This is a genomic window from Actinoplanes sp. URMC 104, assembly GCF_051386375.1.
Lineage (GTDB): Bacteria > Actinomycetota > Actinomycetes > Mycobacteriales > Micromonosporaceae > Actinoplanes.
The window spans coordinates 1636840-1661720 of record NZ_JBPQTO010000011.1 but is presented as its reverse complement, the minus strand read 5'-3'; the positions used below and the strand labels follow the sequence as shown (position 1 = coordinate 1661720).

The following is a 24881-nucleotide window of genomic DNA, read 5'->3' as shown; positions in this document are numbered from 1 at the left end:
ACTAACGGGGCGAACTGAGGGCGGACGAGACGAGGGTGTCGATCTCCCGCACACTCGCCGCATCGAGGGGGCCGAAGCTGAGGGCCGCCGCGTTCTCGACGGCCTGCGCGACGGTCCGGACACCGGGGATCGGGACCACGGCGGTGCTCTTCGCCCACAGATAACCCAAGGCCCCCTGTACGGGCGTCCGCCCGCCCGCGGTGAGGATGTCCAGCACGCTGTCGCGGGCCCGCAGGTATCTGGCCATGCTGCCCGCGCGGAAGTAGTCCCAGTGCGGCGTGACGGCCCGTACGTCGTCCGGTGTGTCGATGCCGTCATGGCGGTACTTCCCGCCGAGAAGCCCCATGGCCAGAGGCGACCTCGCGAGGTGGACCCAGCCCAGCGAAGCGGCGCGCTCGGCGAGGACGAGGTCGCCCTCGAACAGGTTGAACTCCGATTGCACGGCCGCGGCGCCGGCCGAGAGCGCCAAGCGGCCGACCACCCTCCCGGCGGGATCGCTCGTTCCGAACCACCGGATCTTGCCGGCGTCGACGAGTCCCTCCAGCGCCGCCACCACCTCGTCCAGGTCGGTCGACTGCTCGATACCGCCATGGATCTGGTACAGGTCGATGGCCTCCACGTTCAGACGGCGGAGGCTGGCCTCGCAGGCTCGGCGAATGTAGGCCGGCGACACGTCGCTGCCGCCCGCGCGACCGGTCCCTTCGTCGAAGGTGAGCCCGAACTTCGTCGCCACACGGACGCGGTCCCGGCGCCCCGCGAGTGCCTTTCCCACCACCCTTTCGCTTCGCCCGGTGCCATAGCTGTCGGCTGTGTCGATCAGCGAGACGCCGCCGTCGATGGCGGCGTGAAGGGCGCGCACCGACTCGCCGTCGTCGACGGCGCCCCAGCCGGCCTGTCGGCCCCCGTAGGTCCAGGGGCCGCCCAGCGCCCACGTTCCGATCCCCAAGGGCGAAGCCGGATCGAGCTTCGACGGTGTCATCGTCCACTCCTGAGAAACTCGAGCCCCTTGGCCGGGGCATCGTCGGGATCGCATTCGACGTCGGGCCGGACCCCCTTGCCCTCCCAGTTCGTGCCCGTCCGGGTGTCCGTCACCGTGGCCTCGGGTACGAGAGCCCGGACGTACGGAGTGAGTCCGATCGGCGTCACGTGGTCGGCCGCGCCCGCTGTCGCCTCCCCGAGCACCGAGGCCCGCCCGAAGGTCTGGAGGTGGTAGGCCAGCGCTTCCCCCGAGGAGTAGGTGCGGCGGCTGACCAGCACGACCACTGTGGCGTCCGGCTCCAGCGCCGCGCCCGACGGCTGGGGGGTGGTCCACCATTGGCGGGTCTGCCGGCGGGAGGTCACGGTCGAGATCTGCTGCGCCTGCTCGCCCAGGAGGTGGCTGATGATGTGGGCCACCGTGCCGGGGTCGCCGCCGCCGTTGCGGCGCAGGTCGAGCACGAGGCCGCGCGAGCCGCGGATCAGCCGGAAGGCGGCATCGAGGTAGGGAGCCGCATGGACGATCGGGTCGAGGTTGTCGATCGTCAGGAGCGCGTAGTCGTCCGCGGTCCGCTCGACCTTGCTGACCCATGCCGCCCTCGTTTCGACCTCGGCGCGGGTGACGGGCGGCCAGCCCTGCGGCTCCCGGTCGACGGCGAGGGTCCCGTCCGGCACGTACTCGAGGGTCAGGTGTCGCGCGTAGCGGTGGATGACCTGCTCGAGCTCCGGGAGCCGGCGAGCGGTGACCGGAGTCGGGTCGCTGCCGAATCGGCTGGTCAGCTCCGCCGCGAGAGCCGAGAACCGCTGTTCCTCGGGGGCGAGTTCCCGAAGCCAGAACACCAGTCGCTCGACCAGGGTGTCGAGGCCGGTAGGGATCGCTGACGGATGATCAGTGTGCATGTGCAGTCCTGTCTGTGGTGCTGTCTCGTTGCCGGCGTGAGTGTTGCGTGTCCGCGCGGGCCCTCCCAGCGAGTTCTCACTCCGCATGCCGCATGGCCGCGGCCGACAGCGGCACGAAGCACGCCGCGGCCAGGACGGCGGCGACGACCGTCACGGCGCGCAGGCCCAGCAGTTCTCCGATCGCGCCCGCGAGCAGGGTGCCGACCGGCAACGCGCCCCACGACGCGAACCGGTGTACCGAGGTCGCGCGGGCCCGCATGGCCGGAGCGCTGTGCACCTGCCGCAGCGTGACCGCGTTGACCGCGAACGCGCCCTGCCCGACCCCGATGACGAACACGCCGAGTCCCAGGACCGCTTGCGCCGGCGCTCCGGTCGCCGTGCCCGCGATCGCGATGCCGAGAACCGAGGGAAAGGCGGCGAGCAGAAGGATCATGCCCCGGCCGTACCGCCGGTTGAGGGGTGCCGAGAGGATGCCGCCCAGCGGATAGCCGCAGGCGCCGACGCCGATGGCCAGGCCGAGCCGGCTCGGCGACAGGTGAAGGTCGCGAACGGCGAACAGGACGAGCGTCGCCTCGAACATGGCGGACCCGATGTTGTAGGTGGCGCCCGCCCACATGATGCCCCTGAGAACCGGTCTGCCGTTGACGTATCTGAAGCCCTCGGTGATCGCGGCACGCATCCCGATCTTCGCGATGGCCGGCTCGACGGAGGGTCCCGCACGCCGTCGGTACGACACGGCCAGGGCGGCGAGCGTCACGACGCTGAGGACGTACGTTCCCACGTCGAGCACGAGGGCGCCGACCAGGGACACCGTGCTGATGAGGAACCCGCCCAGGGCGGGCCCGGCGAGCAGGCTGGTGGACTCGGAGAGCGAGAGCCGGAGGTTGGCGGCGTGCCAGTGTCGCGGATCCTCGACGACCTCGGGGACGTACGACTGATAGGCGACCTGGAAGAACACGGTCGCCACGCCGACCGCGGTGACGGCGCCGGCGAGCGCCACCAGCGAGATGCGCTCCTGCGAGGCGAGCATCAGGACGACGACGGCCAGTGCCGTTCCCCGGGCGACGTCGGCGCCCATCATCGACCGGGCCAGCCCCAGCCTGGTCACCCAGACGCCGGCTTGCAGCCCGATGACCAGAAACGGCAGCTTCAGCAGGGTCGCGAGGACGCCGACCTCGAAGGTCGACGCGCCGGCATGGACGGTGGCGACGAGCGGTAGGGCGATCAGCGTGACCTGGTCCCCGAGGAGCGAGGCGGACTGTCCGGCCCACAGCAGGGTGAACCGATGTCCGATCCGGGAGGCAACGAGCGACGGGCGACCAGGCATGGTCATCAGAGTCGCCGAGGTTGCCGCGACCGAGCAGGGGCCGGCAGGCCACCGTGTGATCGCATCGCGCCAACCGTGGGCGCCCCGTCGGGATTGTTTTCGGCCGAATCCGGGCGGCCCGTGACCTGCGTGCCCCTGTTCGGCCCGCCGCACGATGCCGAAGGCTCGACCGCAGGACTGCCGAGCATCCCGGAGGCTCCCGTGGACCCTGACCGCCGACCCGACCCCGTGCCCGCCCGGCTCGAGGGCCGTGGGCTGCCGCCGTGGGAGGTGCCCGGCCCGCCCTTCCTCCTCGACGGCGGGACAGGGTTCGAGGGGCGCCTGTGGGCCGAGCTCGTCCATGCGATCGTCGACCAGCTCCTCGACGAGATCTTCGGCGTCGACCCGCTGGGGGAGTGCTATCCCGAGACGCCCGCGGAGGCTCGCCGTCTCGTCGATTGGCTCAGCCGTCACTGCGACACACCGCCCATCCTCGAGGGCGGCCCCGACGACGGCCGGGTTCTTTGGCTGGATCCGAGCATCGGCCGTCGCTCGCGGATCTCCCGCGACGATCGCCGGCAACGAGATCCTCGGAGCAACACAGCAGACCTCAGGAGGAACGAGATGACCCTGGTCACCCCCAACCGCACCGTCGAGATCCCGGCCGCCGCCCCGGAGGTGGCGGCCCGGCACTTCGAGGCCCGGCTCGCCTTCGAGGCCGACCCCGCCGACGTGGCGTCGGCACTCGCCTCCGGCACGCCCGGCTTCACGCTCATCGACTGCCGCCCCGAGGGCAACTACACCAAGGCGCACATTCCCGGCGCCATCAACGTCCCGTGGCCGACGATCGACGACGCGGTCGCCGCATCGCTCCCGGAGGGACTGCTGATCACCTACTGCTGGGGGCCCGCCTGCAACGGGGCGACCAAGGGCGCGATGCTGCTCGCCGCCTCGGGCCGGAGCGTCAAGGAGATGATCGGAGGCCTCGAGTACTGGATCCGCGAAGGCAACCCGACCGAAGGCAGGCGGCCGCTGACGGACCCGCGGCAGGCGACCCCCGCCGACTTCGGTCTGGTCGTCTGACGCGAGGCGCCGGTCTGCGGCACCGCCACGGCCGTCGAGGTGAGAAACCCTGGCCGGATCTGATCGAGCGATGGCGCTGCAGCCCTCCGGCCGTGGCCGCGCCCGACCGTACGATCGGATCGTGCCAGATCACCGAGTTGCCGTCGTGGTGCCGCAGACCTTCACGCTCTTCGAACTGAGCGTCGCGATCGAGGTGTTCGCCGTTCCGCGGCCCGTCTCCGCGCGCACCGACTGGTACGACGTCTCGATCTGTACCGGCCGGCCCGGGGGCGCGGCGGCGCGCGGAGGGCTGTTCACCGCCGTCATCCAGCACGGCATGGAGGCCGTCGACGCCGCCGACACCGTCATCGTTCCCGAGGCTCGCTCCGTCGACGACCCGGCCGACCCCGAGGTTCTGGACGCGCTGCGACGGGCCCACGCTCGTGGCGCTCGAGTGGCGTCGTTCTGTTCGGGAGCGTTCGTTCTGGCTGCCGCCGGCATCCTGGACGGGCGGCGAGCGACCACCCACTGGAGGTACGCCGCCGACCTGGCCGCTCGCTACCCGCGCGTCCGGGTGGACCCGGACGTCCTCTACATCGACGAGGGCAGCGTGCTGACCTCGGCCGGGACGGCGGCGGGGGTCGACCTCTCGCTTCACATGGTGCGGCACGACCACGGAGCCGGCACCGCTCGCGAGATCGCCCGGGCGATGGTCGTGCCGCCGCACCGGGAGGGCGGCCAGGCCCAGTTCATCATGACGCCGATCCCCACCCGGTCCGACAACGGCGACGGGGTGGCGCAGGTGCTGGAACACGTGAGCAACAACCTCGACCAGGACCTGTCCCTCTCGGAGATGGCGTCCATGGCGTTCATGTCGCCCCGCAACTTCTCCCGCCGGTTCCGTGAGGTCACCGGCACCACCCCGAACCGGTGGCTGTTGCAGCTGCGGCTGACCCGGGTCAGGGAGCTTCTCGAGGAGACCGACGAGCCGATCGAGCGCATCGCGATCGCGGCCGGCTTCGGCAGTCCGGTGACCCTGCGCCACCACTTCGCGGCCGCGCTGCACACGTCGCCGAGCGCGTACCGCAAGTCCTTCCGGACGCACGCGGCCGGTGCTCGCGCCTCCTGACGGCAGGGGAGCCGGGTGTCCGGATCCGGCCGCCCTCGGGCGCGGGAGCCACTGTCGGCGACAGGCGCCGGTTGACACGATCGGCCCATGATCGATGACGACGTCGCCTGCCGGCGGCTGGCGGAGGTCCTTGTCCATCATTCCGTCCGGGTCCGGCCGGGGGATCTCGTGCTGGTCAGGGCGACGGGGCCGGAAGCCGAACCTCTGGTACGCGCGCTGGTGCGCCGTGTGCTGGCCAGTGGGGCGACCCCCGTGCCGTACGTCCACCTCGCCGACGAAGACTCCTTGATCCTGGACGGTACGGCCGATCCCGAGCAGTGGCGGGCGCCCAACCCGCTGCTCGCATGGGCCTACGACCACGTCGACGTCGTGATCCGGATCGATGCGGACTCCGACCCGGCCGGCTTGCGCACGAGAACACCGCAGGAGCAGCAAGCGCGCCAGAACACCCGCTACTCCCTCATCTACCAGCAGCTGCGCCGCCTGGAAGAGGGAACCCTGCGTCGCGTCACCACCCACTACCCGACCAGGGGCTACGCCGCGATGGCCGGCCGGGATCCCGAGCGGTACCGGGCCATGGTGTGGTCCGCCATGCTGCTCGACGCCGAGGACCCGGTCGCCGAGTGGGAGGCGATGCACGCCAGGATGGCCCGCCGCGCCGCCGTGATCCGGGACGGGGCGGTCATGCGCGTCGAGGGCGACGGCGTCGATCTGACCATGGACCTCGGGCAGCGACCCGTCGACGTCGCGCACGGCAGGCAGAACATGCCGGACGGCGAGATCGACTTCGCGCCGCTGGAGACGAGCGTCAACGGATGGATCCGCGCCACGGAACCCGCCTTCATCCACGACGCCCGCGTCGAGGACCTCTGTCTGCGGTTCGAGCAGGGGCGGGTGGTCGAGTGGCGCGCGTCGACGAACGAGCAGGTCCTCGCGGCGAGCCTCGGGTTCGACGACGCCGCCGGCCGGATCGGCGAGATCGGCCTCGGCATGAACCCGCGGCTGGTCGAGCCCGTGGGGATCGAGCTGTTCGACAACAAGATCGCCGGCATGTTCTCGGTGTCCCTGGGTCAGGGACACGTGCCCACCGGCAGCGCCAACGCCTCCCCGGTGCACTGGACCTTCCTGCACCTGCTCGACGGCAACACGCGGATACGGGTCGACGACGTCGACCTCCTGGAGGCGACCTGACCGGCGGCCCCCTGGCCGGATACGGCCCCTCCACGGCGCGTCCGCCACTGTCAGGCGGCGACGACAGTCGGCATGATCGACTTCATGAACCACGATCACCACCTGTCACTGTTCGAGCCCCTGACCCTCGGCCCGATCACGCTGGCCAACCGCGTCGTGATGGCCCCCCTCACCCGCATGCGGGCCGACCGGCCGGGCGACGTGCCCAACGCGCTGATGGCCGAGTACTACCGGCAGCGGGCGAGCGCGGGGCTGATCATCTCCGAGGGCACCCAGATCTCCCCGCAGGGCAAGGGGTACATGGACACGCCCGGCATCCACACCGACGAGCAGGTCGCCGGGTGGCGGCGGATCACCGGGGCCGTCCACGCCGAGGGCGCCCTGATCGCGGCGCAGCTGTGGCACGTCGGTCGCGTCTCCCACGAGTCGTTCACCGGCGAGCTGCCGGTCAGCGCGTCGGCCGGCCCCTACCGCAACCGCACGACCGTCCGCGGCGCGGACGGCTCACCGACCCGCGTCGACTGCCCGATCCCGCGCGCCCTGCGGCTCGACGAGATCCCCGGCATCGTCGGGGACTACCGCCGCGCGGCACGCAACGCCCGGGACGCCGGCTTCGACTTCGCCGAGATCCACGCCGCGCACGGGTACCTCCTCCAGCAGTTCCTGGCGGCCGACAGCAACCAGCGCACCGACGAGTACGGCGGCAACCTGGCCAACCGCGCCCGGCTGACGCTGGAGGTGCTGGACGCGGTCATCGAGGCCTGGGACGCCTCGCGGGTCGCGATCCGCATCTCTCCCATCGGCGCGTTCAACGGGCTCGAGGATCCCGAGGGCGCGGAGATGGGCCTGTACCTGGCCGAGGAGATCGGCAGGCGCCGCGTCGCGTTCCTGCACCTCTCCGAGCCGGACTGGGCCGGCGGCCCGGTCCTCGACGAGGACTACCGCAAGCAGCTGCGCGCGGCGCACCCCGGCCCGATCGTCGCGGCGGGCAACTACACCGCCGAGAAGGCCACGTCGCTGCTGCAGGCGGGCCTGATCGACGCCGCCGCCTTCGGCCGCGCCTTCATCGCCAACCCCGACCTGCCGCGCCGGCTGCGCGAGTCGCTGCCGCTCAACGCGCCCGACCAGGCCACGTTCTACGGTGGCGGCTCCGCCGGATACACCGACTACCCGGCCTGGAGCGCGTGATCCCGACCGGGTGACTTCGGCCGGCGGGGGCTCCGTCCGCCGGGGCGGTGGGTATGGCGGGGCGATGGGCATGATGACTGGTTACCGGTGGCGTCGCGGTGCCGCCGCCTTCGCGCTGACCCTGCCGGTGTGGGCGGCGACCGGCTGTGACCAGCGGTCGGTGCTCGTGGCCGAGTCCTCGCACGCTTCCGCGGCCGGGCCGGATGCGAGCGAGCGGGAGGCCTGCGCGGAGTTCCGGTCGGGGTGGCGGCGGGCCACCGACACACCGGCGCGGTTGCAGCTCGCCGACTCGGTCGACCGGCGGGCGCGGGGCGCCGACAGCCCGGCGCTGACGGAGAGTGTCGCGGCGATGGGGCGCAGTGCCGACGACGGTGACCGGGCCTGGCGTGCCGCGGCGGCCGATCTGCTGCGCACCTGTGGCCGGGCGGGGTCGAGCACCACGGCACCGGCACTGCCGGTCACCGGTTGAGTGCGGCCCCCCCCCGGCGGTCGGTCGCCGGGTGACCGTTCGGTCGAGGCGGGCAACCGACCGGCCACCTCTGCGGCAACTCGTTCACAACCGGGGCAACGCTGCCGACGGGGCGGGGCACACAGTCACGTCGTCGAAGGAGCAGCAGTTGAGGAGCAAGGTTCGTCTCCGGGCAGCCGGGGCGACCGTCGTCACCGCGGCCGCCCTGCTACACCCGGGCATCGCGGATGCCGCCACCACGACGTCGCCCAGCGACTACAACTACACCGCCACCGCGACCGCGTTGCCCGACGTCCGCCGGATCATCCGTGACGACGTGGCGGCCGCGGCGGGCTACACCGGCAAGGGCGTCGGGATCGCGCTCATCGACACCGGTGTCGTCCCGGTCGCCGGGCTCACCAGCGGCAACGTGGCCAACGGGCCGGACCTGTCGCTGGAGTCGCAGATTCCGGGGCTGCTGCGCCGCGACACGTACGGTCACGGCACCCACCTGGCCGGCATCATCGCGGGCCGTGACGCCGCCGGCGGCACCTTCACCGGCGTGGCGCCCGACGCCAAGCTGCTCTCCCTCAAGGTGGGCGCGGCCAACGGCGCGGTCGACGTCACCCAGGTGATGGCCGCCGTCGACTGGGTCGTGGCGCACCGCAACGACGACCCGGCCAACCCCATCAAGGTGCTCAACCTGTCGTACGGCACCGACAGCACGCAGAGCTGGGTGAGCAGCCCGCTGAGCGAGGCCGTGGAGAACGCGTACCTGGCCGGGATCAGCGTGGTCATCGCCTCCGGGAACACCGGCGGCAACATCCTGAACCCGGGCTCGAACCCGTACATCATCACCGTCGGGGCGACCGACCCGCAGGGCACCACCAACCCGGCCGACGACACGGCGGCCTCGTTCAGCAGCCTGGGCGCCAACACGAAGGAGAACGCGCCGGACGTGATGGCGCCGGGCCGCTCGATCGTGTCGCTGCGCGACCCCGGCTCGTACGCCGACGTCAACTACCCGTCCGCCCGCGTGGGGGACCGGTTCTTCAAGGGCAGCGGCACCTCCCAGGCCGCGGCCGTGGTCAGCGGCGCCGCCGCCGTGCTGCTGCAGAAGTATCCGACGCTGTCGCCCATGCAGGTCATGTGCTACCTGAAGGCCACCGGCACGCCGGTCGCCGGCTCGTTCGCGCCGCAGATCAACCTGCAGACGGCGATCCGGTCGACGCTGACCGGGTGCAGCCAGAGCGGCAGCACGATCACCGGCACCGGCAGCATCCAGAAGGACCGCGGCTCCTCGCAGGTGACCATGGGCGACGGGATCGCGCTGACCGGCGAGCGGGACATCTTCGGACCGCTGAGCACCACGACCTGGGCCGCCGCGAGTGCCGCCCGCACCTCGTGGAACGGCGGCGACTGGATGGGCCACTCGTGGACCGGCGCCGGGTGGACGACCACCACGGACGGGCAGGCGAACTGGTCCGGAAAGGCCTGGTCGGGCAAGGCGTGGTCGGGCAAGGCCTGGTCCGAGGTCGCCTGGGCGGGGCAGACCTGGTCGGGCAAGGCGTGGTCCGGCAGCTCCGGAACCGCGCCGAACTGGAGCGGGGCGGCCTGGTCCTCGACCGGCTGGCTCAGCGCCGGCGACAAGGGCTGGTTGTTCTGACATTCCCCCGGACGGTGGGTGCCCGCACGCGGGGCACCCACCGGCCTTCGTCACGGAGCTCGAGCGCCGGACGTTCGCGACTTCCGGCGCTGGTTCAATGACCTCGAGAAGTAGTTCGCACCAACACCCTGCGGAGGTTCCAGCAACCGGTGGACCGTAGAGATCATCTCCATGAGTTGCTCCTGCGGATGCTGGCCCCGCTGGTGATGGCGCCGCTGGGACCACGGACCGTGGATCAGGTGCGCCTCGGGGGTGTCGTTCGCGCTGGTGCCGATCGGACGCGAGTCGTCCTGCTGGCCGGTGCTCAGGCGCAGGCCGGCGTCGCCGTCGAGTTCTCTCTCGTCGCCGAAGACGGCACCGAGCTCGACGTGGACGCCGCGACCGACTGGCTACGCACGCTCACGGCCGCTGCCCTGCGCGCCGGGGCGGGTCAGCGCGACAGCCACGGCAACGTGATCCTTTCCGCCGGCGAGCTGGGTTTCACGCCGCGTCATCGACCCGTCGAGTACGACGTCAACTACTTCACCATGCTGCGCCAGCTGCTCTACGGCGGTGGGATCCTGTGGTTCGAAGACATCTGCACCCTGGAAGGGTTCCTGCTCGCCGGGCCCGGACGGCACCGGCTCTACATCAAGAGCACCGATACCGGCATGATCACGGGGATCGACCTGCCCCTGACGGCAGCCGACGGCACCGTCCGACCCGGCCAAGGCGGCACCTTTCCGACGGTGCTGCCCTCGCTGGTCCGCGATGGTCAGCTGCGTTGTCAGCCCGAGGTCGCGGCCGCCGACGACTACTGCTCGACCCTCTACGACCTGAGCGGCTGGGTGGGCGACGCGGTGGACGCCGGCTGAGCCCGTCGTCCTCGGCGAGTGGCTCGGCAGCGCCGGGCAGGCCGACCTGCCCCGCATCAAGCGGTTCGGCTCCGAATATCGCTGTCGTGCACTGCCGGCGGCTTCCTATGGTCCTCGGATGAGGATCACGCTGCGAGCTCTGACGGACAGAGACATCGAGGCGCACAACGCGGGCGAGGACGAGCACACCGTTCGCTGGCTGAACGGCGCCCCCGGCACCACCGAGACGACGGCCGCCCACTTCACCAAGCTCGCCGACAACGCTCGCGCGGGGTGCGGCAAGCGAGGCTTCGGCGTGTGCCTCGATGACCGTCTCGCCGGGTACGTCGACTGCGACCCGGATGTCGTCGACGGCCTGGAACCCGGCGATGTCAACATCAGCTACGCCGTCCACCCGTGGGCCCGCGGACGCGGAGTCGCCGGTGAAGCAGTACGCCTCATCCTCGAGTACATGCGTGAGAACCGGATCGGCACGCGCGCCGCCATCCGAGTCGACCCCGGGAACGTCGCATCCGTCCGCGTCGCCGAGAAGTGCGGCTTCATCTACGTCCGCGACTTCACGTCCGGCACCGACGAGCAAGCCGATGGGACCCCGGCAAGAATGCGGCTCTACAGGCACGACTTGTAGGCACCCGGCTGCCTCGACCAGCCCCGGACTTGAGGATCAAGCACTCTTCCCGGGACAGAACCCGGACTTCACGGACGAAGCCCACCCGCCGTCCGTCTTCCTCAGTGAGGGAAATGCAACCGGAAAACCCTCGCGACGGCGGTCCGGATGTCGATACGGCTGGCATGAGTGCGGTCGGCAGCGAGGTGGGCGCTGACGCGCTTGCCCGGCTGCTGGATGATCTTGAGGCGTATCAGGGTCATGACATCGAGGCCAACCTGGCGTCGGCGACGGCGATCGAGCAGGCGGCCCGCGAGGGCGGAGACGTCGTCCTGCAGCTGCGGGCCCGGCTGGTGCAGGCCGACATGGCCCAGCGCAACGGGGACCGCGGCGGCGCCGCGCAGGTGTTCCTGGAGGTTCAGCGGCGGGCGCAGGACATGCAGGCGCCCGCGCTGCTGGCCCGCAGCCATTTCCACCTGGCGCTGACGTACAGCTACCTGGGCGACCACGCGGCGAGCCTCGAGCACGCGATCAGCGCCGTCGAGCAGCTCGACGACCAGGCCTCGCCGGGGCTGCGGCTGATGTACCTCATCCGGCTGGCGAACGCCCTCGGCGACGTGGGGTCCATCGACGCGGCCCGGGAGCGCTACCTGCAGGCCGAACGGCTGGCGACCTCGATCAACGACCTCACGCGGCGCCTGCTGGTGCTCAACAACCGTGCGTACACCGAGTTCGAGGCAGGCGAGCTCGCGGCCGCCGCGGCCGTCGTCGAGCGCATGCACCCGGTCGCGGCGGCGCTGGGCCGCGACTTCCTCATCGTCGAACGCGACACCATCGCCAACATCCAGATCGGGCTGGGGGAGTACGCGGCGGCCGAGCGGACCCTGCTGTCGGTGACCGACTCGCCGCTCTGGTACGAGGTGCACGACCTCGCCGAGGCGACCCTGACGCTGGCCGGCGCGCAACGTCGTCTCGGCGCGCTCGACCGCGCCCAGCGGAGCCTGGACCGCGCCCGCACGCTGTGCGAGGAGCGGGAGCTGACCGGCGTACGGGTGCGGGTCATGGCCGAGCAGGCGGAGCTGCACGCGGCGACCGGCGCGTTCGAGCAGGCGTTCGCCGAGTACAAGCGCTACCACGCCGCCGGCGAGGAGCTGCGGTCGGCGCAGCAGGAGGCACGGGCGCACACCCGGCAGGTGATGTTCGAGACCGCGCAGGCCCGCGACGACGCGCGGCGCTACCGCGAGCAGGCGCTGCGCGACCCCCTCACCGGGCTGCGCAACCGGCGCTACGTGGACGACCACCTGCCCGCCGCGGCCGCGCTGGCGGCCGAGACCCGCTCACCGCTGACCCTCGCGCTGGTCGACGTCGACCACTTCAAGCGCATCAACGACACGTTGTCGCACGACGTGGGCGACGAGGTCCTGGTCGCCGTGGCGCAGGTGCTCACCTCCGTGCAGCAGACGGTGGCGGACAGCGGCTTCGTCGCCCGCATGGGCGGTGAGGAGTTCCTGGTCGTGCTGCCCGGGGTGGCCGGCGGGCAGGCGGCCGGCCCGTTGGAGGCGCTGCGCAGGGCGGTCGCCGCGCACCGGTGGGCCCCGCTGACCGGCGAGCTGCCGGTCACGGTGAGCATCGGTGCCACGACGACCGCCGGCGACGACGCCCTGACCGCCCTGCTCGCCGACGCCGACCGCATGCTGTACGCCGCCAAGCGCGGCGGCCGCGACCGCGTGATGGTGCTGCCCCGCGCGGTGTGACGACACGCGGGGCAGCTCGCCTACTGTCTCGCCCGGGTCAGGACGAGCCGGGTCCGGTCCCCGGCCCAGGCCGCCTCGAGAAGCGCGGTCAGGCCGGCGGGGTCGGTCGGGCCCGGATGGTTCTGGATCAGGCGGGTGACACCGCCGGCCATCTCCGCGAAGCGCGGGAGATCGGCGCGGGACACGCCGATGTCCGCCAGGGTGGCAGGGATGCCGATGTCGGCCAGGAGCTCGTCGAGCCAGGCGAGGAACACGTCCGCGGCCTCGGCGTCCGAGGCGCCGGTCACGTCGAGCCCGCACACCCTGGCCAGGATGGCCAACCGGTCGCCGACGGCGTCCCGGGCCGCCTCCAGCGCGTAGGGCAGCAGCAGCCCGACGCCCAGGCCGTGCGGCGTGTGCGTGGCTGCGCCGATGGGGTACTGCAGGGCGTGCGGGGCCCCGTTCCCGGCGTGGGAGAACGCGAGCCCGGCGAGCATGGACCCGTACGACATGTCGGCGCGCGCCTCCGTGTCGCCTCCGTCCTTGACGGCTCGGCGCAAGCTGCGGGCGATCCGCTCCGCGGCCTGCAGCGCATAGTGGTCGGTGATCGCGTTGCGCCCGAGGAAGACCTGCTCCACCGGGTCGCGTGGTCCGTGCGGCCGGGGTCGTGCGGTGTAGCTCTCCACCGCGTGGCAGAACGCGTCGATGCCGGAGTGCGCGGTGACGGTCGCAGGGCAGCTGTAGGTGAGCTCGGGGTCGACGATGGCGAAGTCCGGCACGAGGTGGACGCTGGAGACCCCCACCTTCAGCTCGCGGCCGGGGTCGGTCAGCACCGAGACGGGGGTGAGCTCGGAGCCGGTGCCGGAGGTCGTCGGGACCGCGACGAGAGGGGTCGTCGGCCCCGGCACCTTGGACTCGCCGTAGTAGTCGCGCGGCGTCCCACCGTGGCACCGGACGACGCCGACGATCTTGGCAAGGTCGATCACCGTGCCACCCCCGATGGCGAGGATGACATCGGCGTCCACCTCGGCGGCGGCCGACACGGCGAGGGCGACGTCGGTGAGCGGCACGTCCGGGGTGGCGTCGGAGAAGACCTCGACGGCCTGGACCTTCTCCCGTACGGCGGCCACGATGCCGGCCACGCCCGGCTGCCGCAGGAGGACCTGGTCGGTCACGATGAGGACGCGCGAGCCGAGCTCGGACACCACTCGGGGGATGTTCTGCGCGACCCCTTCGCCGATGATCAGCTGGCGCGGTCCGCGGACGGTCTCGAGCATGTCAGAACCCCTCAGGTAGGTCGATCGCCGCGTAGGTGAGGTCGAGGTACTCGGAGATGCCCTCGTGCGACCCCTCCTTGCCGATCCCGGACTGCTTCACGCCGCCGAACGGGGCGGACGGGTCCGAGATCAGACCGCGGTTGATGCCGAGCATCCCCGTCTCGAGCCCCTCGGCGAACCGCAGCGCCCGCTGCAGGTCGCGGGTGAAGACATAGCCGACCAGGCCGTACTCGGTGTCGTTGGCCTTGGCCATCACCTCGACGTCGGAGGTGAACGAGACGATCGGCGCCACCGGTCCGAAGATCTCGGTCGCCAGCATCCGCGCGTCCTCGGGCACGTCGACGACGACCGTGGGCGGGTAGAAGTGGCCCGGCCCGTCCGGGCGCCTGCCGCCCACCACGACCCGGGCGCCGCGATCGACCGCGTCGGCGACGAGCTCGTCGATCTTGGCGACCGAGGCCTCGTCGATCAGCGCCCCGACGTCCACGCCGGCGTCGAGACCGTGGCCCACCGACAGCGCGGCCATCCGCTCGGCGAAGCGGGCCGTGAACTCCTCGCGCACCGGCTCCTCGACGTAGATCCGGTTCGCCGCGATGCAGGACTCCCCGATGTTGCGCATCTTGGCCACCAGGGCCCCGGCGACCGCGACGTCCAGGTCGGCGTCGGCACACACGATCAGGGCCGCGTTGCCGCCCAGCTCCATCGAGGTGCGCAGCACGTTGTCCGCGGCCTGCCGCAGCAGCACGCGCCCGACCTCGGTCGACCCGGTGAACGAGAGCTTGCGGGTCCGGCCGTCGGCCAGCAGCGCGGAGACCACCTCGCCCGAGCGCTTGGTGGTCACCACGTTGACGACGCCCGGGGGAACGCCGGCCTCCTCCATGATGCGGGCCAGCAGCAGCATGGTGAGCGGCGTCTGGGCGGCCGGCTTGGTGATCGTCGTGCAGCCCGCGGCCAGCGCCGGGGCGATCTTGCGGGCGCCCATGGCCAACGGGAAGTTCCAGGGCGTCACGAAGACGCACGGCCCGACCGGCTTCGGCACGGTGAGGACGCGATAACCGCCTGCGGGGGCGGTGTTGTAGCGCCCCTCGACGCGTACCGCCTCCTCAGCGAACCAGCGGAAGAACTCGGCGCCGTACGCCACCTCGGCCCGGGCCTCGGCGAGCGGCTTGCCCATCTCGAGCGTGATCAGCCGGGCGACCTCCTCGGACCGCTCGGTCAACGCCCGGTACGTCGCGGTCAGCAGCTCCGACCTTGTGCGCGGCGGGGTCGCCGCCCACTGCGCCATGGCCTTGCTCGCCGCGTCCAGGGCGGCCAGCCCGTCGGCCACGCCGGCGTCCGCCACCTCGGCGATGGTCCTGCCGGTGGCCGGGTCCTCGACGGCGAAGGTGGCTCCGCTCGCGGCGTCGCACCAGGCGTCGCCGATGCGGAGCCGCCGGTGCTCCGGGGCCAGGACGTTCGTGGGGTCACTCATCGCGTCGCCTCCTGCAGCGACAGCCCGCTGCTCGCATCGAACAGGTGCGCACGGTCGAGGTCGACCGTGACGTGCAGTCGCTCACCCGGCGTACCGGTGACGGTGGGCCGAGCCTTGACCTTGAGCATCTCCGTCCCCACCCGGACGTCGACCACCGTCCGGTCCCCGAGCGGCTCGATCCCGTAGAGCTCGCCCGGCAACGACACGTCCCCGCGGTGCTCGACGGAGACGTCCTCCGCCCGCAGGCCCAGCAGCAGCGGACGACCGTTCTCGGCCGTGGCCCAGCGCGGCCGGGGCAACGTCCAGCCCTGCGCACCGACCAGGCGGTCCCCCTCCGCGTGGCAGGCGAGCAGGCTGATCGCCGGGCTCCCGACGAACCCGGCGACCCACTGGTTGGCCGGCCGCTCGTACACCTCGGCCGGCGTGCCGACCTGCTGCACCTTGCCCTCCTTGAGGACCGCGACCCGGTCGGCCATGGACAGGGCCTCGACCTGGTCGTTGGTGACGTAGACGAAGGTCGCTCCGAGGCTGCGGTGGATGCGGGTGAGCTCGGTACGCATCTCGACGCGCAGCTTGAGGTCGAGGTTGGTCAGCGGCTCGTCCATGAGGAACGCGCGCGGGGTGCGGACCAGGGCCCGGGCCAGGGCGACCCGCTGCATCTCACCGCCCGACATCTGCGCGGGACGACGCTGCAGCAGCCGTTCGATGTGCAGCAGGCTCGACATCCGGTCGACGGCGGCGGTTATCTCGCTCGAGGAGCACCGGCGGGCCCGCAGCGGCGAGGCGATGTTCTCGTACGCCGTGCGCCGCGGATAGAGCGCATAGTTCTGGAAGACCATGGCCAGGTCGCGGGCGGCCGGTTCGTCACCGGTCGCGTCCCGCCCGTCCAGATGCACCGACCCGGCGTCGAGCTTCTCCAGGCCGGCGATCGCTCGCAGGGTCGTCGTCTTCCCGGCCCCCGAGGGTCCGAGCACGACGAAGAACGATCCCTCCGGCACCTCCAGCGTCACCCCGTCGAGAGCCTGGACCTTGCCGAAGGACTTGCGCAGCCCGTGCACTGCCACGGTTCCCATCAGGCCACCAGCTCTTCCGTGCGTACGTCGTACACCGCCGGGGTTCCACCGGTGTGCCGCAACCCGACCGGCGCGTCGGCGGCGAAACGAACGGTCGGCGCCATCCGGACCCGCACGTCGTGCCGGCCGCCGTGGTCGACCACGTAGATGATCTCGTCGCCCAGCCACTCCGCCGAGATCACGCGGGCCGGGATCGTACGGTCCGCCCCCGGTGCGGTGACCTCCAGCGCCTCCGGCCGGACGCCCGCGACCAGCTGCCGGTCGCGCGGCAGCCCGGACGGTGGCGTGAGGGCCAGCCCGCCCTGGCCGCGCAGCTTCCCGTCGGCCACCTCCACCTCGATCAGGTTCATCGGCGGGGAGCCGATGAACGCGGCGCAGAACAGGCTCGCCGGGCGGTTGTAGACCTCCAGCGGCGTGCCGACCTGCTCGACGCGGCCCTTGTTGAGGATCGCGATGCGGTGCCCGAGCGACATGGCCTCGACCTGGTCGTGGGTGACGTAGACCATCGTGGTCCCCAGCTCCGCCTGCAGGTGCTTGATCTCCGTACGCATGTCCGCCCTCAGCTCCGCGTCCAGGTTGGTCAGCGGCTCGTCCATGAGGAACGCGCGCGGTCGTCGCACCAGGGCGCGAGCCAGCGCGACGCGCTGCTGCTCCCCGCCGGACAGCCGGCTCGGCCGCCGGTCCAGCAGCGGACCGAGCCGCATCAGCCGGGCGGCCTCGTCGACGCGCTCGCGCACCTCCGCCTTGGGCAGTCCCTCGGCCCGCAGCGGGAAGGCCAGGTTGTCGCGGGTCCTCAGGTGCGGGTAGAGGGCGTAGAACTGGAACACCATCGCGATGTCGCGCTCGGCGGGCGGCAGGCCGTTGACCAGCGTGTCGCCGATGTGGATGTCGCCGGTCGTCTGCCTCTCCAGGCCGGCGACGGCCCGCAGCGTGGTGGTCTTGCCGCAGCCCGACGGGCCGAGCATCACGAACAGCTCGCCGTCGCGGATCGACAGGTCCACCTGGTCGACGGCGACCGTGCCGTCCGGGTAGCGCTTGTGCAGGGCGGTCACCTCGATGCCGGCCATCAGCGTCGCACCGCCCCGAGCGTCACACCGGCGACGAGGTGCCTGCGCACCAGGTACGCGAAGACGAGCACCGGCAGGGCGAACACCACGGAGGAGGCGGCCACCAGACCCCAGTCCACGGTGGTGCCGCCGATGAGCCCGGCGATGGCGGGTGGCGCCGTGCGCACGCTGTCGCTGGAGGTGAGGAAGATGGCGAACACGAACTCGTTCCACGAGAAGATCAGGGCGAAGACCGCGGTCGCGGCGATGCCGGGTACGAGCAGGGGGAGGGTGTACTTCCAGAAGGCCTGCAGGCGGGTGTAGCCGTCGAGCATGGCGGCGTCCTCGTACTCCGCGGGCACCTCGTCGACGAAGCCCTTCATCATCCAGATCGTGAACGGCAGGTTGAAGGCGGCGTAGATGAGGATCAGGCCCAGCTTGCTGTCGATGAGCCCGACCTGGCGGTACATCAGGAAGATCGGGATCACGACCACCACCGGCGGCATGAAGCGGGTGGACAGGATGAAGAAGAGCTGGTCCTTCTTGGCCTTCAAAGAGAAGCGGGAGTAGGCCCAGGCCGCCGGGACCCCCAGCACGGTGGCCAGCACCGTGGAGACCCCGGCGACCACGACGGAGTTGAGGAACGCCGTGGACAGGGCCGACACGTCCCTGAAGTGCTCCAGGGTGACGGCGAAGTGGAAGAACTTGGCCGGGACGGCGTAGACGTCGCGGTTCTCCTTGATGGAGGTCTCCAGCATCCACAGCGCCGGGAAGAGCATCACGACGGCCAGCACGACCAGCAGCGTGAGCTCCAGCGCGGAGCGGCCCCGGCCGCCGCGGCGGCGCGCGGGGGGCGCGTGGTCCCGGACCGGACCGGGGGACACGGCCTCGTCGACGGAGACGGTCATCAGTCCTCCTTGAGCTTGTTCAGGTAGCGCAGGTAGAGCTGCGTGAGGACGATGACGACGAGGACCATGAGGATCCCGTACGCCGAGGCGGTCCCGGTGTTGAAGCCCAGGAACGCGACCTTGTAGACGTGGAACGACAGCGTCTCGGTCGAGACCCCCGGGCCTCCGCTGGTGAGGATGTAGACCAGGTCGAACAGCCGGAAGGCCTCGATGGCCCGGAACAGCACGGCGATGAGCAGCAGCGGCCACACCAGCGGAAGCGTGATGGTGCGGAACCGGAACCACTCGGACGCCCGGTCGATCGACGCGGCCTCGTACAGGTACCGGGGAACTGCAGTCAGGCCGGCCAGGGCGATGAGCATGATGAACGGCGTCCACTGCCAGGTATCGACCACGATCAGCGAGATCAGGGCCGTGCGCTGCTGGGTGAGCCACTCCACCTGCCCCAGGCCGAGCGAGCCGAGCATGCTGTTGATCACGCCGAACTGCGCGTCGAGCATGAACTTCCAGAACAGCCCGACCACGACCGGCGACAGCATCATCGGCACCAGGAACAGCGTGGTCAGCAGCCCCCGCCCGTGCGTGCGCCGGGAGATCAGGTAGGCGATGGTGAAACCGAGCCCGGTCTGCAGGACGACCGCGCCGACCACGTAGATCACCGTCGTCAACGCCCTCAGGTGCACCTGCGCCGACGTCAGGATGGCGGTGTAGTTGCCGAACCCGACGAAATGGGCGGCGCCGCCGCGGGTGGCGGAGTAGTCGGTGAAGGACAGGTACAGCGCCCACAGCAGCGGGAACACCGACATGGCGAGCAGCAGCAGCAGTGACGGAGCGATGAAGACCACGGCCAGCCGGCGGTCGCTCAACCACCGGGACCGGCCCCGGGTGGGCGGCGTCGCGACGCTCACAGCCCGCCGCCGCCCTTGCCGTTGCCCGCGTCGAGCACGCCCTGCTGCTCCTTGGCGATGTCGTCGAGCGCCTGCTTCGGCTCCTTCGCGCCGTTGAGAGCCGCGTTCACGTTGGTGTTCTCGATGTTGATGAGGCGCGCGTACTCGGGCACGTTCCACATGTCGCGCATCCGCGGGACCGAGTCGGCGTACACCTTGTTGAACGGCCCGGCGTTGAGGAACTCGGGTGACTGGATGGCGTCCGTCCGCGAGGGCACACCACCGGCCGCGGCCCACTTCTTCTGGACGTCGGCCCGCTCGAACCACTTCATGAAGTTCAGGGCCTCGGCCTGGTTGGCCTGGGCGGAGTAGGCCGACACGTGCATCCCCATGCCGCCGAGCGGGACCAGGTCGGTCTTCTGCTTCGGCAGGGTGGCGAAGCCCAGCTTGCCGAGGATCTGCTCGCGCGTGGTGCCGAGCGTCGACTGCTTCGGATCGAGCAGGCCGCCGCTCGCGGCGATCCAGTTGAACGCGATGCAGGCCTTGCCCTGGGCGACCGCCGCGTTCACCTCGTCGATGAACCAGTTGCCGGAGCCCTTGGCGGTCAGCGGCTTCATCTTGTTGACCAGGACGTCCATCGCCTCCTGGCCGGCCGCGTCGTTGATGACGCCGTCGATCTTGCGGGCCTTGGAGTCCCAGAGGTTGCCGCCGTAGACGCCGTTGACCGTGTTGTAGGTGACGGCCGCGGCGTCGGAGCCGTTGGCCTGGTGGAAGGCCAGGCCGCTGACGCCGGGGTGGTCCGTCTGGCACTTTTGGGCGACCGAGATCATCTCGTCCCAGGTCTGCGGCGGCTTCTCGCCGATCAGGTCCTTGCGGTAGATCATCGTCCAGGTGTCGCCGAGCAGCGGGAGCCCGTACAGGCTGGCGTTCTCGTCCCGCTGACCGGTCTCGGCCTGCGGGAACTGGCCGTAGGCGGCCAGGAGGTACGGGTTGTAGGCGTTGACGTCGACGTTTGCCTTGACGAAGTCGGTGAGGTCGAGGATGTTGCCGTTGGTCACCGCCTCGCCGATGTGTTGCGAGTCCAGGATCGCGATGTCGAAGTCGGTCTTGTGCGCGGCGAACTGGGTGAACATGGCGTCGTGCCAGTTCGCGTTCGGCACGGTGTTGACCTTGATCGTCGTGTTCGGCCGTTCCTTCTTGTACTCGGCGTTCGCGAAGTCCTCCAGCGCGTGCGCGGGGGGCCAGTCGAACCAGATGAAGCTGAGGGTCAGCGGGTCCTTGGTGAGCTCCGGGATGGTGGCCGGCGCCTTCGGGGCGCTCGCCTTGGCGCTGTCGTCCTTGCTGCCGCCGCAAGCCGCCACAGTCGTGGCCATCAGCAGCATGGCCGCCGCGGCCAGCTGTACCCGGCCGGGAACGGACCTGCGTCCTCTTCGCTGGAGATACCGCATCTTCTTGCCTGCTTTCTGGTTTCCGGGAGGAGCGACCAGGGCTGTCCGGCGTGTCGCCCGGATGCCGCGAGGGCCGCGGGAGTCTTTCGTCCGTCCGCGACCCGTGGCGGAACGGGGGAGACGGCGAGCATGCTCGGGGCAGTGCTGCATGATCGAGAGAGAGCAATGAGGTGGCGGTTCCGCGACGGTGCCGGATGGCGGGCGGCCGGCGCGTTTCCTATACGATCCGGTGGTGGGCGTCAGCATCCCGCAGCGTTGTGACTGATGTCAACAGGTTCGCGAAGGCGTAAGAGAGGACCCCACATCACGATGGACGACGAAGCGATGACCGCCCGGGGCCGCCGGGTCATGACGGGCGCAGTGCCGCCGGGACGATCCGGCGGCCGGCTGGCCGACGAGGTGTACGACACCCTGCTCGGCCAGCTCATGTCGCTGCGGATAGAGCCCGGTTCCCGCGTCACGATCGACGCCCTGGCGCGGGAGCTGGGCGTCTCGCAGACGCCGATCCGGGACGCCCTGAACCGCATGGAGGCCGAGGGGCTGGTCGTGCGGGTGCCCCACGCCGGCTACCGCATTCCCCCGCAGATCACCCGGCACCGGTTCGAGGACATGCTTGAGGTCCGGCTGCTGCTCGAGCCGGCGGCGGCCCGCCGGTCCGCCGAGCGCGCCTCGTTGGAGCAGGTGGCAGCCCTGCGGCGGATGCTGGAGGAGATGGCGGAGCTGGAAGGCGGCAGCGGCCCCATGGCGTACGGCGCCTTCGGACTGCGCGACGCCGCCTTCCACGATCTCATCGCCCTGAGCGCGGAGAACCAGGTCATCCGGGAGTCGCTCGCCCGCCTGCACAGCCACGTGCACCTCTTCCGGCTGCACCGCGACACCCAGGTGACGCACCTGGCCATGGACGAGCACGAGCAGGTCGTGGCCGCGATCGCCGCGCGCGACCCCGACGCCGCCGCCTACGCGATGCGCCGGCACATCCTGCGGTCCGGTGAGCGCTTCCGGCGCCTGTTCGACGAAATCGAGGACGCCGAAGCGGTGGCGACGGACGCTTGACGGGCGGGCCGGCTCGGGTAATGCTTGCCACATCAGATCGGATCGGATTGGATCCGCTCTGCCGCCCCCGATGCGAGGAGAAGCAGGTGCCCAGAGCGCTGCTCCTGACCGGCGACGCCGCCGAGGAGCTCGACACCATGTATCCGTACTACCGCGTGCAGGAGGGCGGCTGGGACGTCGACGTCTCCTCCCGGACGACGCGCGACGTGCAGCTGGTCATCCACGAGTTCGACCCGAACTCCGACGCCTACGTGGAGAAGAACGGCCGGAAACTGCCGGTCGACGTGCCCTGGGCCGAGGTCGACGTCGAGCGCTACGACGCCCTCATCATCCCCGGGGGACGCGCCCCCGAGTGGATCCGGGTCGACGCCGACGTCCGGCGCATCACCGAGCACTTCTTCGCGCGCAACCTCCCGATCGCCCTGGTGTGCCACGGCGCGCAGGTGCCGGCGGTCTACGGGCTGCTGAAGGGTCGCAAGACGGCGTGCTTCCCCCCGATCACCGGCGACATGGAGAACGCGGGCGCGACGGTCATCGACGCGCCCGACGTGGTGGACGGCAACCTCGTCTCCTGCCGGGGCTGGCCCGACATGCCGCAGTTCGGCCGGGCGATGATGGAGGTCTTCTCGAAGTCCGTCAACGCCGGGTGACGACACCCCGGACCGTCACCGTCGGCGGTGCCCCTGTTCACGTGACGGAGAGCGGAACCGGGCCCGCGGTGCTGATGCTGCACGGCTCCGGACCGGGCACGACCGGGTCCGGAGCCTGGGCGGCGACGGTGGAGGCGCTCGGCCCGGCCTGGCGCTGGGTGGCTCCCGACCAGGCGGGATTCGGGCGCACACCTCTCCCGGCCGGCTCCCGGGGTGGGCTCCGGTTGTGGACGGAGCAGGCCGCGGGCCTGATGGATGCCCTCGACGTCCGGCAGTACGCCGTGGTGGGTCACTCCATGGGCGGTGCCGTGGCGCTGGCGCTGGCGGCCGCGCGCCCCGAGCAGGTCACCCGGGTCGTGGCGGTCTCCACGATGGGCGCGCCCGGGGCGCCGCTGTCCGCCGACCTCGACGCGGTCTGGGCTGCCCCCGCCGGCGAGGCCGGGGCGCGGGACATGCTCAGCCGCCTCGTTCTCGACCAGACGCTCGTGACCGATGCGGCCGTCGAGGCCCGCGCCGCCGCAATGCGCGAGGGCGAGGCCGCGTACGCGTCGTTGTTTCCACCACCCCGGGCACGGTGGGCCGCCGATCTCACCCTGCCGGCGTCGGCGCTGGCCGCGATCCGGGCGCCCGTGCTGCTCGTGCACGGCGCCGAGGACCGGCTCACCCCGCTCCGGACGGCAGCCCTGCCCCTGCTCGACCACCTGCCCGACGTCCGTCTGCACGTGCTCGGCCGATGCGGCCACGTGCCCGCGCTCGAGCACCCGCGCGAGTTCCGGCAGCTCCTGTCGTCCTTCCTCGCCCCCGAGCGGTGACGCCGTTCAGCGCCTGCGGCCGCCACCGCGTCTTGCCTGTGTCACCAGGCTCTCCAAGGTGGAAGCGGCGGCGGCCGCACCGTCGGTCGCGCGCAGCTGCTCGCCGAGCCGGGCGGCTTGACGGCGTAGCTCCTCATCGTCGACCAGCCGGAGGATGCTGCTGCGGATCCGGGACACCGGCGCCTCGCGGGGCAGGGCCAGGCCGGCGCCGGCCGCCGCCACGGAGGCGGCCACGAGCGGTTGGTCCGTCTGGCCGCTCATCGGAAACATCAGGACCGGGAGGCCGTGAGCCAGCGCCAGCATCGTCGTGCCGTGCCCGCCGTGGCCGATGACCGCGCTCATCCCGGGCATCATGCGCGCGTGCGAGGCAAATGGCCGCACCGTGACGTTCGACGGCGCGCGCAGCCCGCTCGCGTCCACCGATGAGCCGACCGTGGCCACCGCGCGTACCGGCAGGCCGTCGAGCGCGTCGAGGATGCGTTGCAGGCAGGCCTGCTGACCCGGATAACTGATCGTGCTGAGGCTCACCAGCAGGGGAGAGTCGCGGCCGGCCCGGGCGGCGGAGGCCGGGACCGGGCCGAGGACCGGACCGGTCTGGACCGTCGTGGCCTTCAGCAGCCCTCGGCCCCGCGGGATGACGTCGAGCTCAGGCAACGTCGTCACCACCAGCAGATCAGGCAACGCTCCGCGTCGTCCCGGATGGGCGCCGGTCATTCGCAGCCACCAGCCCATCGGGCGGCGAGGCGACCATTGCGCGCGCCAATAGCCCGAGTAGGCGTGCACCAGCATGGCCACCGGGACGCCGGTGGCGCGGGCCTGCCGCAGCGCTGCCGGAATCATGCAATCGGACAGCACCAGATCGACCCGATCCGCGTCGACCGCTGCCGCGATGTCGCGCCCGTAGCCGGGGTCGGACGCGAGCGGCAGCCAGGAGAGCAAGGTGCGCAGATCGGGATGGTCGGCTCGAGGGCTCCACGGGCGAGCGCTCGACCACTCTCGCAGGCCTTGACCGGTGGCGGCGAAGGCCGCCCGTTGAGCGCCGTGACCGAGCACGATGACCTCGTGGCCCCGGCGTGCCAGCTCGGCCGTGATCGCCACGGTCGGCGCAGTGTTGCCGCCCGCGTCGATCGTCGCTGTGAGGACTCTCATCACATGTCGATCCGTGCCGCTGCCGCCGGCTGCGCGCCGGCGGCAGCG

General features: G+C 71.4%; 23 protein-coding genes. 12 read left to right on the top strand and 11 right to left on the bottom strand.

Going from position 1 to position 24881, the window contains the following annotated elements:
• Position 1: 1 nt before the first annotated feature.
• The 3 genes from ACSNN8_RS33420 to ACSNN8_RS33410 all read right to left on the bottom strand — a co-directional run bounded on the left by ACSNN8_RS33420 (position 2) and on the right by ACSNN8_RS33410 (position 3202).
• Positions 2-979 (bottom strand): aldo/keto reductase, encoded by a 978-nt coding sequence (locus tag ACSNN8_RS33420; RefSeq protein ID WP_436654041.1) that lies wholly within the window; start codon positions 977-979, stop codon positions 2-4.
• Entirely contained in the window at positions 976-1875 is a 900-nt protein-coding gene (locus tag ACSNN8_RS33415) for a S41 family peptidase (RefSeq protein ID WP_436654039.1), read from the bottom strand. The genes ACSNN8_RS33420 and ACSNN8_RS33415 overlap by 4 nt, the downstream gene beginning before the upstream one ends.
• Positions 1876-1951: 76 nt before the next feature.
• Complete coding sequence (locus ACSNN8_RS33410; protein WP_436654038.1) at positions 1952-3202, bottom strand: MFS transporter; 1251 nt, start codon at positions 3200-3202, stop codon at positions 1952-1954.
• 201 nt (positions 3203-3403) lie between these two features.
• On the opposite strand from ACSNN8_RS33410, the gene ACSNN8_RS33405 reads away from it, so the two are divergent.
• The 9 genes from ACSNN8_RS33405 (at position 3404) to ACSNN8_RS33365 (ending at position 13080) form a co-directional block, all read left to right on the top strand.
• Positions 3404-4264 carry a rhodanese-like domain-containing protein gene (locus ACSNN8_RS33405; RefSeq protein ID WP_436654037.1) on the top strand — a complete coding sequence of 287 codons (861 nt, stop codon included), beginning with the start codon at positions 3404-3406 and terminating at the stop codon, positions 4262-4264.
• A 121-nt stretch (positions 4265-4385) separates the two neighbouring features.
• The gene (locus ACSNN8_RS33400; RefSeq protein ID WP_436654035.1) at positions 4386-5372 is read left to right on the top strand and encodes a helix-turn-helix domain-containing protein; all 987 of its coding nucleotides are present in this window, start codon (positions 4386-4388) and stop codon (positions 5370-5372) included.
• A gap of 87 nt (positions 5373-5459) precedes the next feature.
• The gene (locus ACSNN8_RS33395) at positions 5460-6563 is read left to right on the top strand and encodes an aminopeptidase (RefSeq protein WP_436654034.1); all 1104 of its coding nucleotides are present in this window, start codon (positions 5460-5462) and stop codon (positions 6561-6563) included.
• Between the two features lie 84 nt (positions 6564-6647).
• Positions 6648-7751 carry an N-ethylmaleimide reductase gene (nemA, locus tag ACSNN8_RS33390; RefSeq protein WP_436654032.1) on the top strand — a complete coding sequence of 368 codons (1104 nt, stop codon included), beginning with the start codon at positions 6648-6650 and terminating at the stop codon, positions 7749-7751.
• A gap of 64 nt (positions 7752-7815) precedes the next feature.
• Positions 7816-8220, top strand: a complete 405-nt coding sequence (locus ACSNN8_RS33385; RefSeq protein ID WP_436654030.1) for a hypothetical protein — start codon at positions 7816-7818, stop codon at positions 8218-8220.
• Positions 8221-8368: 148 nt separating this feature from the next.
• Positions 8369-9865 (top strand): S8 family serine peptidase, encoded by a 1497-nt coding sequence (locus ACSNN8_RS33380; protein ID WP_436654028.1) that lies wholly within the window; start codon positions 8369-8371, stop codon positions 9863-9865.
• Positions 9866-10053: 188 nt separating this feature from the next.
• Entirely contained in the window at positions 10054-10719 is a 666-nt protein-coding gene (locus ACSNN8_RS33375) for a hypothetical protein (protein WP_436654026.1), read from the top strand.
• Positions 10720-10837: 118 nt separating this feature from the next.
• A complete protein-coding gene (locus tag ACSNN8_RS33370; RefSeq protein ID WP_436654024.1) occupies positions 10838-11347 on the top strand; it encodes a GNAT family N-acetyltransferase in 510 nt (169 codons plus the stop codon).
• Positions 11348-11511: 164 nt separating this feature from the next.
• A complete protein-coding gene (locus tag ACSNN8_RS33365; protein ID WP_436654023.1) occupies positions 11512-13080 on the top strand; it encodes a diguanylate cyclase in 1569 nt (522 codons plus the stop codon).
• A gap of 20 nt (positions 13081-13100) precedes the next feature.
• Here the strand turns inward: ACSNN8_RS33365 and ACSNN8_RS33360 are convergent, their stop codons facing one another.
• From ACSNN8_RS33360 to ACSNN8_RS33330, 7 genes are read right to left on the bottom strand one after another with little or no spacing between them, the layout of a single operon-like run.
• Positions 13101-14336 (bottom strand): iron-containing alcohol dehydrogenase, encoded by a 1236-nt coding sequence (locus ACSNN8_RS33360; protein WP_436654022.1) that lies wholly within the window; start codon positions 14334-14336, stop codon positions 13101-13103.
• Between the two features lies 1 nt (position 14337).
• Complete coding sequence (locus tag ACSNN8_RS33355) at positions 14338-15807, bottom strand: NAD-dependent succinate-semialdehyde dehydrogenase (protein WP_436654020.1); 1470 nt, start codon at positions 15805-15807, stop codon at positions 14338-14340.
• Positions 15804-16880, bottom strand: coding sequence for an ABC transporter ATP-binding protein (locus tag ACSNN8_RS33350; RefSeq protein ID WP_436654018.1), 1077 nt, complete (start codon positions 16878-16880; stop codon positions 15804-15806). The genes ACSNN8_RS33355 and ACSNN8_RS33350 overlap by 4 nt, the downstream gene beginning before the upstream one ends.
• Positions 16880-17947, bottom strand: coding sequence for an ABC transporter ATP-binding protein (locus ACSNN8_RS33345; protein WP_436654017.1), 1068 nt, complete (start codon positions 17945-17947; stop codon positions 16880-16882). The genes ACSNN8_RS33350 and ACSNN8_RS33345 overlap by 1 nt, the downstream gene beginning before the upstream one ends.
• The gene (locus ACSNN8_RS33340; RefSeq protein ID WP_436654015.1) at positions 17947-18834 is read right to left on the bottom strand and encodes a carbohydrate ABC transporter permease; all 888 of its coding nucleotides are present in this window, start codon (positions 18832-18834) and stop codon (positions 17947-17949) included. The genes ACSNN8_RS33345 and ACSNN8_RS33340 overlap by 1 nt, the downstream gene beginning before the upstream one ends.
• Positions 18834-19742 (bottom strand): carbohydrate ABC transporter permease, encoded by a 909-nt coding sequence (locus ACSNN8_RS33335; RefSeq protein WP_436654013.1) that lies wholly within the window; start codon positions 19740-19742, stop codon positions 18834-18836. Before ACSNN8_RS33335 ends, ACSNN8_RS33340 begins: the two co-directional genes overlap by 1 nt.
• Entirely contained in the window at positions 19739-21094 is a 1356-nt protein-coding gene (locus ACSNN8_RS33330) for an extracellular solute-binding protein (RefSeq protein ID WP_436654011.1), read from the bottom strand. Before ACSNN8_RS33330 ends, ACSNN8_RS33335 begins: the two co-directional genes overlap by 4 nt.
• 384 nt (positions 21095-21478) lie before the next feature.
• On the opposite strand from ACSNN8_RS33330, the gene ACSNN8_RS33325 reads away from it, so the two are divergent.
• From ACSNN8_RS33325 to ACSNN8_RS33315, 3 genes are all read left to right on the top strand, one after another.
• Complete coding sequence (locus ACSNN8_RS33325; protein ID WP_436654009.1) at positions 21479-22222, top strand: GntR family transcriptional regulator; 744 nt, start codon at positions 21479-21481, stop codon at positions 22220-22222.
• A gap of 86 nt (positions 22223-22308) precedes the next feature.
• Positions 22309-22872: a DJ-1/PfpI family protein gene (locus tag ACSNN8_RS33320; protein WP_436654007.1), complete on the top strand. Its 564-nt coding sequence runs from the start codon at positions 22309-22311 to the stop codon at positions 22870-22872.
• A gap of 41 nt (positions 22873-22913) precedes the next feature.
• Positions 22914-23684, top strand: coding sequence for an alpha/beta fold hydrolase (locus ACSNN8_RS33315; protein ID WP_436654005.1), 771 nt, complete (start codon positions 22914-22916; stop codon positions 23682-23684).
• A gap of 6 nt (positions 23685-23690) precedes the next feature.
• Here ACSNN8_RS33315 and ACSNN8_RS33310 read toward each other — a convergent pair whose 3' ends face one another.
• Positions 23691-24782 (bottom strand): glycosyltransferase, encoded by a 1092-nt coding sequence (locus ACSNN8_RS33310; protein WP_436654003.1) that lies wholly within the window; start codon positions 24780-24782, stop codon positions 23691-23693.
• Between the last annotated feature and the right edge of the window lie 99 nt (positions 24783-24881).

Excerpts from the sequence above, each read along its gene's own strand:
- ACSNN8_RS33420 (WP_436654041.1), bottom strand. The coding sequence starts at position 979 with ATGACACCGTCGAAGCTCGATCCGGCTTCGCCCTTGGGGATCGGAACG.
- ACSNN8_RS33415 (WP_436654039.1), bottom strand. The coding sequence starts at position 1,875 with ATGCACACTGATCATCCGTCAGCGATCCCTACCGGCCTCGACACCCTG.
- ACSNN8_RS33410 (WP_436654038.1), bottom strand. The coding sequence starts at position 3,202 with ATGCCTGGTCGCCCGTCGCTCGTTGCCTCCCGGATCGGACATCGGTTC.
- ACSNN8_RS33395 (WP_436654034.1), top strand. The coding sequence starts at position 5,460 with ATGATCGATGACGACGTCGCCTGCCGGCGGCTGGCGGAGGTCCTTGTC.
- nemA (WP_436654032.1), top strand. The coding sequence starts at position 6,648 with ATGAACCACGATCACCACCTGTCACTGTTCGAGCCCCTGACCCTCGGC.
- ACSNN8_RS33385 (WP_436654030.1), top strand. The coding sequence starts at position 7,816 with ATGGGCATGATGACTGGTTACCGGTGGCGTCGCGGTGCCGCCGCCTTC.
- ACSNN8_RS33375 (WP_436654026.1), top strand. The coding sequence starts at position 10,054 with ATGCTGGCCCCGCTGGTGATGGCGCCGCTGGGACCACGGACCGTGGAT.
- ACSNN8_RS33370 (WP_436654024.1), top strand. The coding sequence starts at position 10,838 with ATGAGGATCACGCTGCGAGCTCTGACGGACAGAGACATCGAGGCGCAC.
- ACSNN8_RS33365 (WP_436654023.1), top strand. The coding sequence starts at position 11,512 with ATGAGTGCGGTCGGCAGCGAGGTGGGCGCTGACGCGCTTGCCCGGCTG.
- ACSNN8_RS33360 (WP_436654022.1), bottom strand. The coding sequence starts at position 14,336 with ATGCTCGAGACCGTCCGCGGACCGCGCCAGCTGATCATCGGCGAAGGG.
- ACSNN8_RS33355 (WP_436654020.1), bottom strand. The coding sequence starts at position 15,807 with ATGAGTGACCCCACGAACGTCCTGGCCCCGGAGCACCGGCGGCTCCGC.
- ACSNN8_RS33350 (WP_436654018.1), bottom strand. The coding sequence starts at position 16,880 with ATGGGAACCGTGGCAGTGCACGGGCTGCGCAAGTCCTTCGGCAAGGTC.
- ACSNN8_RS33345 (WP_436654017.1), bottom strand. The coding sequence starts at position 17,947 with ATGGCCGGCATCGAGGTGACCGCCCTGCACAAGCGCTACCCGGACGGC.
- ACSNN8_RS33340 (WP_436654015.1), bottom strand. The coding sequence starts at position 18,834 with ATGACCGTCTCCGTCGACGAGGCCGTGTCCCCCGGTCCGGTCCGGGAC.
- ACSNN8_RS33330 (WP_436654011.1), bottom strand. The coding sequence starts at position 21,094 with ATGGCCACGACTGTGGCGGCTTGCGGCGGCAGCAAGGACGACAGCGCC.
- ACSNN8_RS33325 (WP_436654009.1), top strand. The coding sequence starts at position 21,479 with ATGGACGACGAAGCGATGACCGCCCGGGGCCGCCGGGTCATGACGGGC.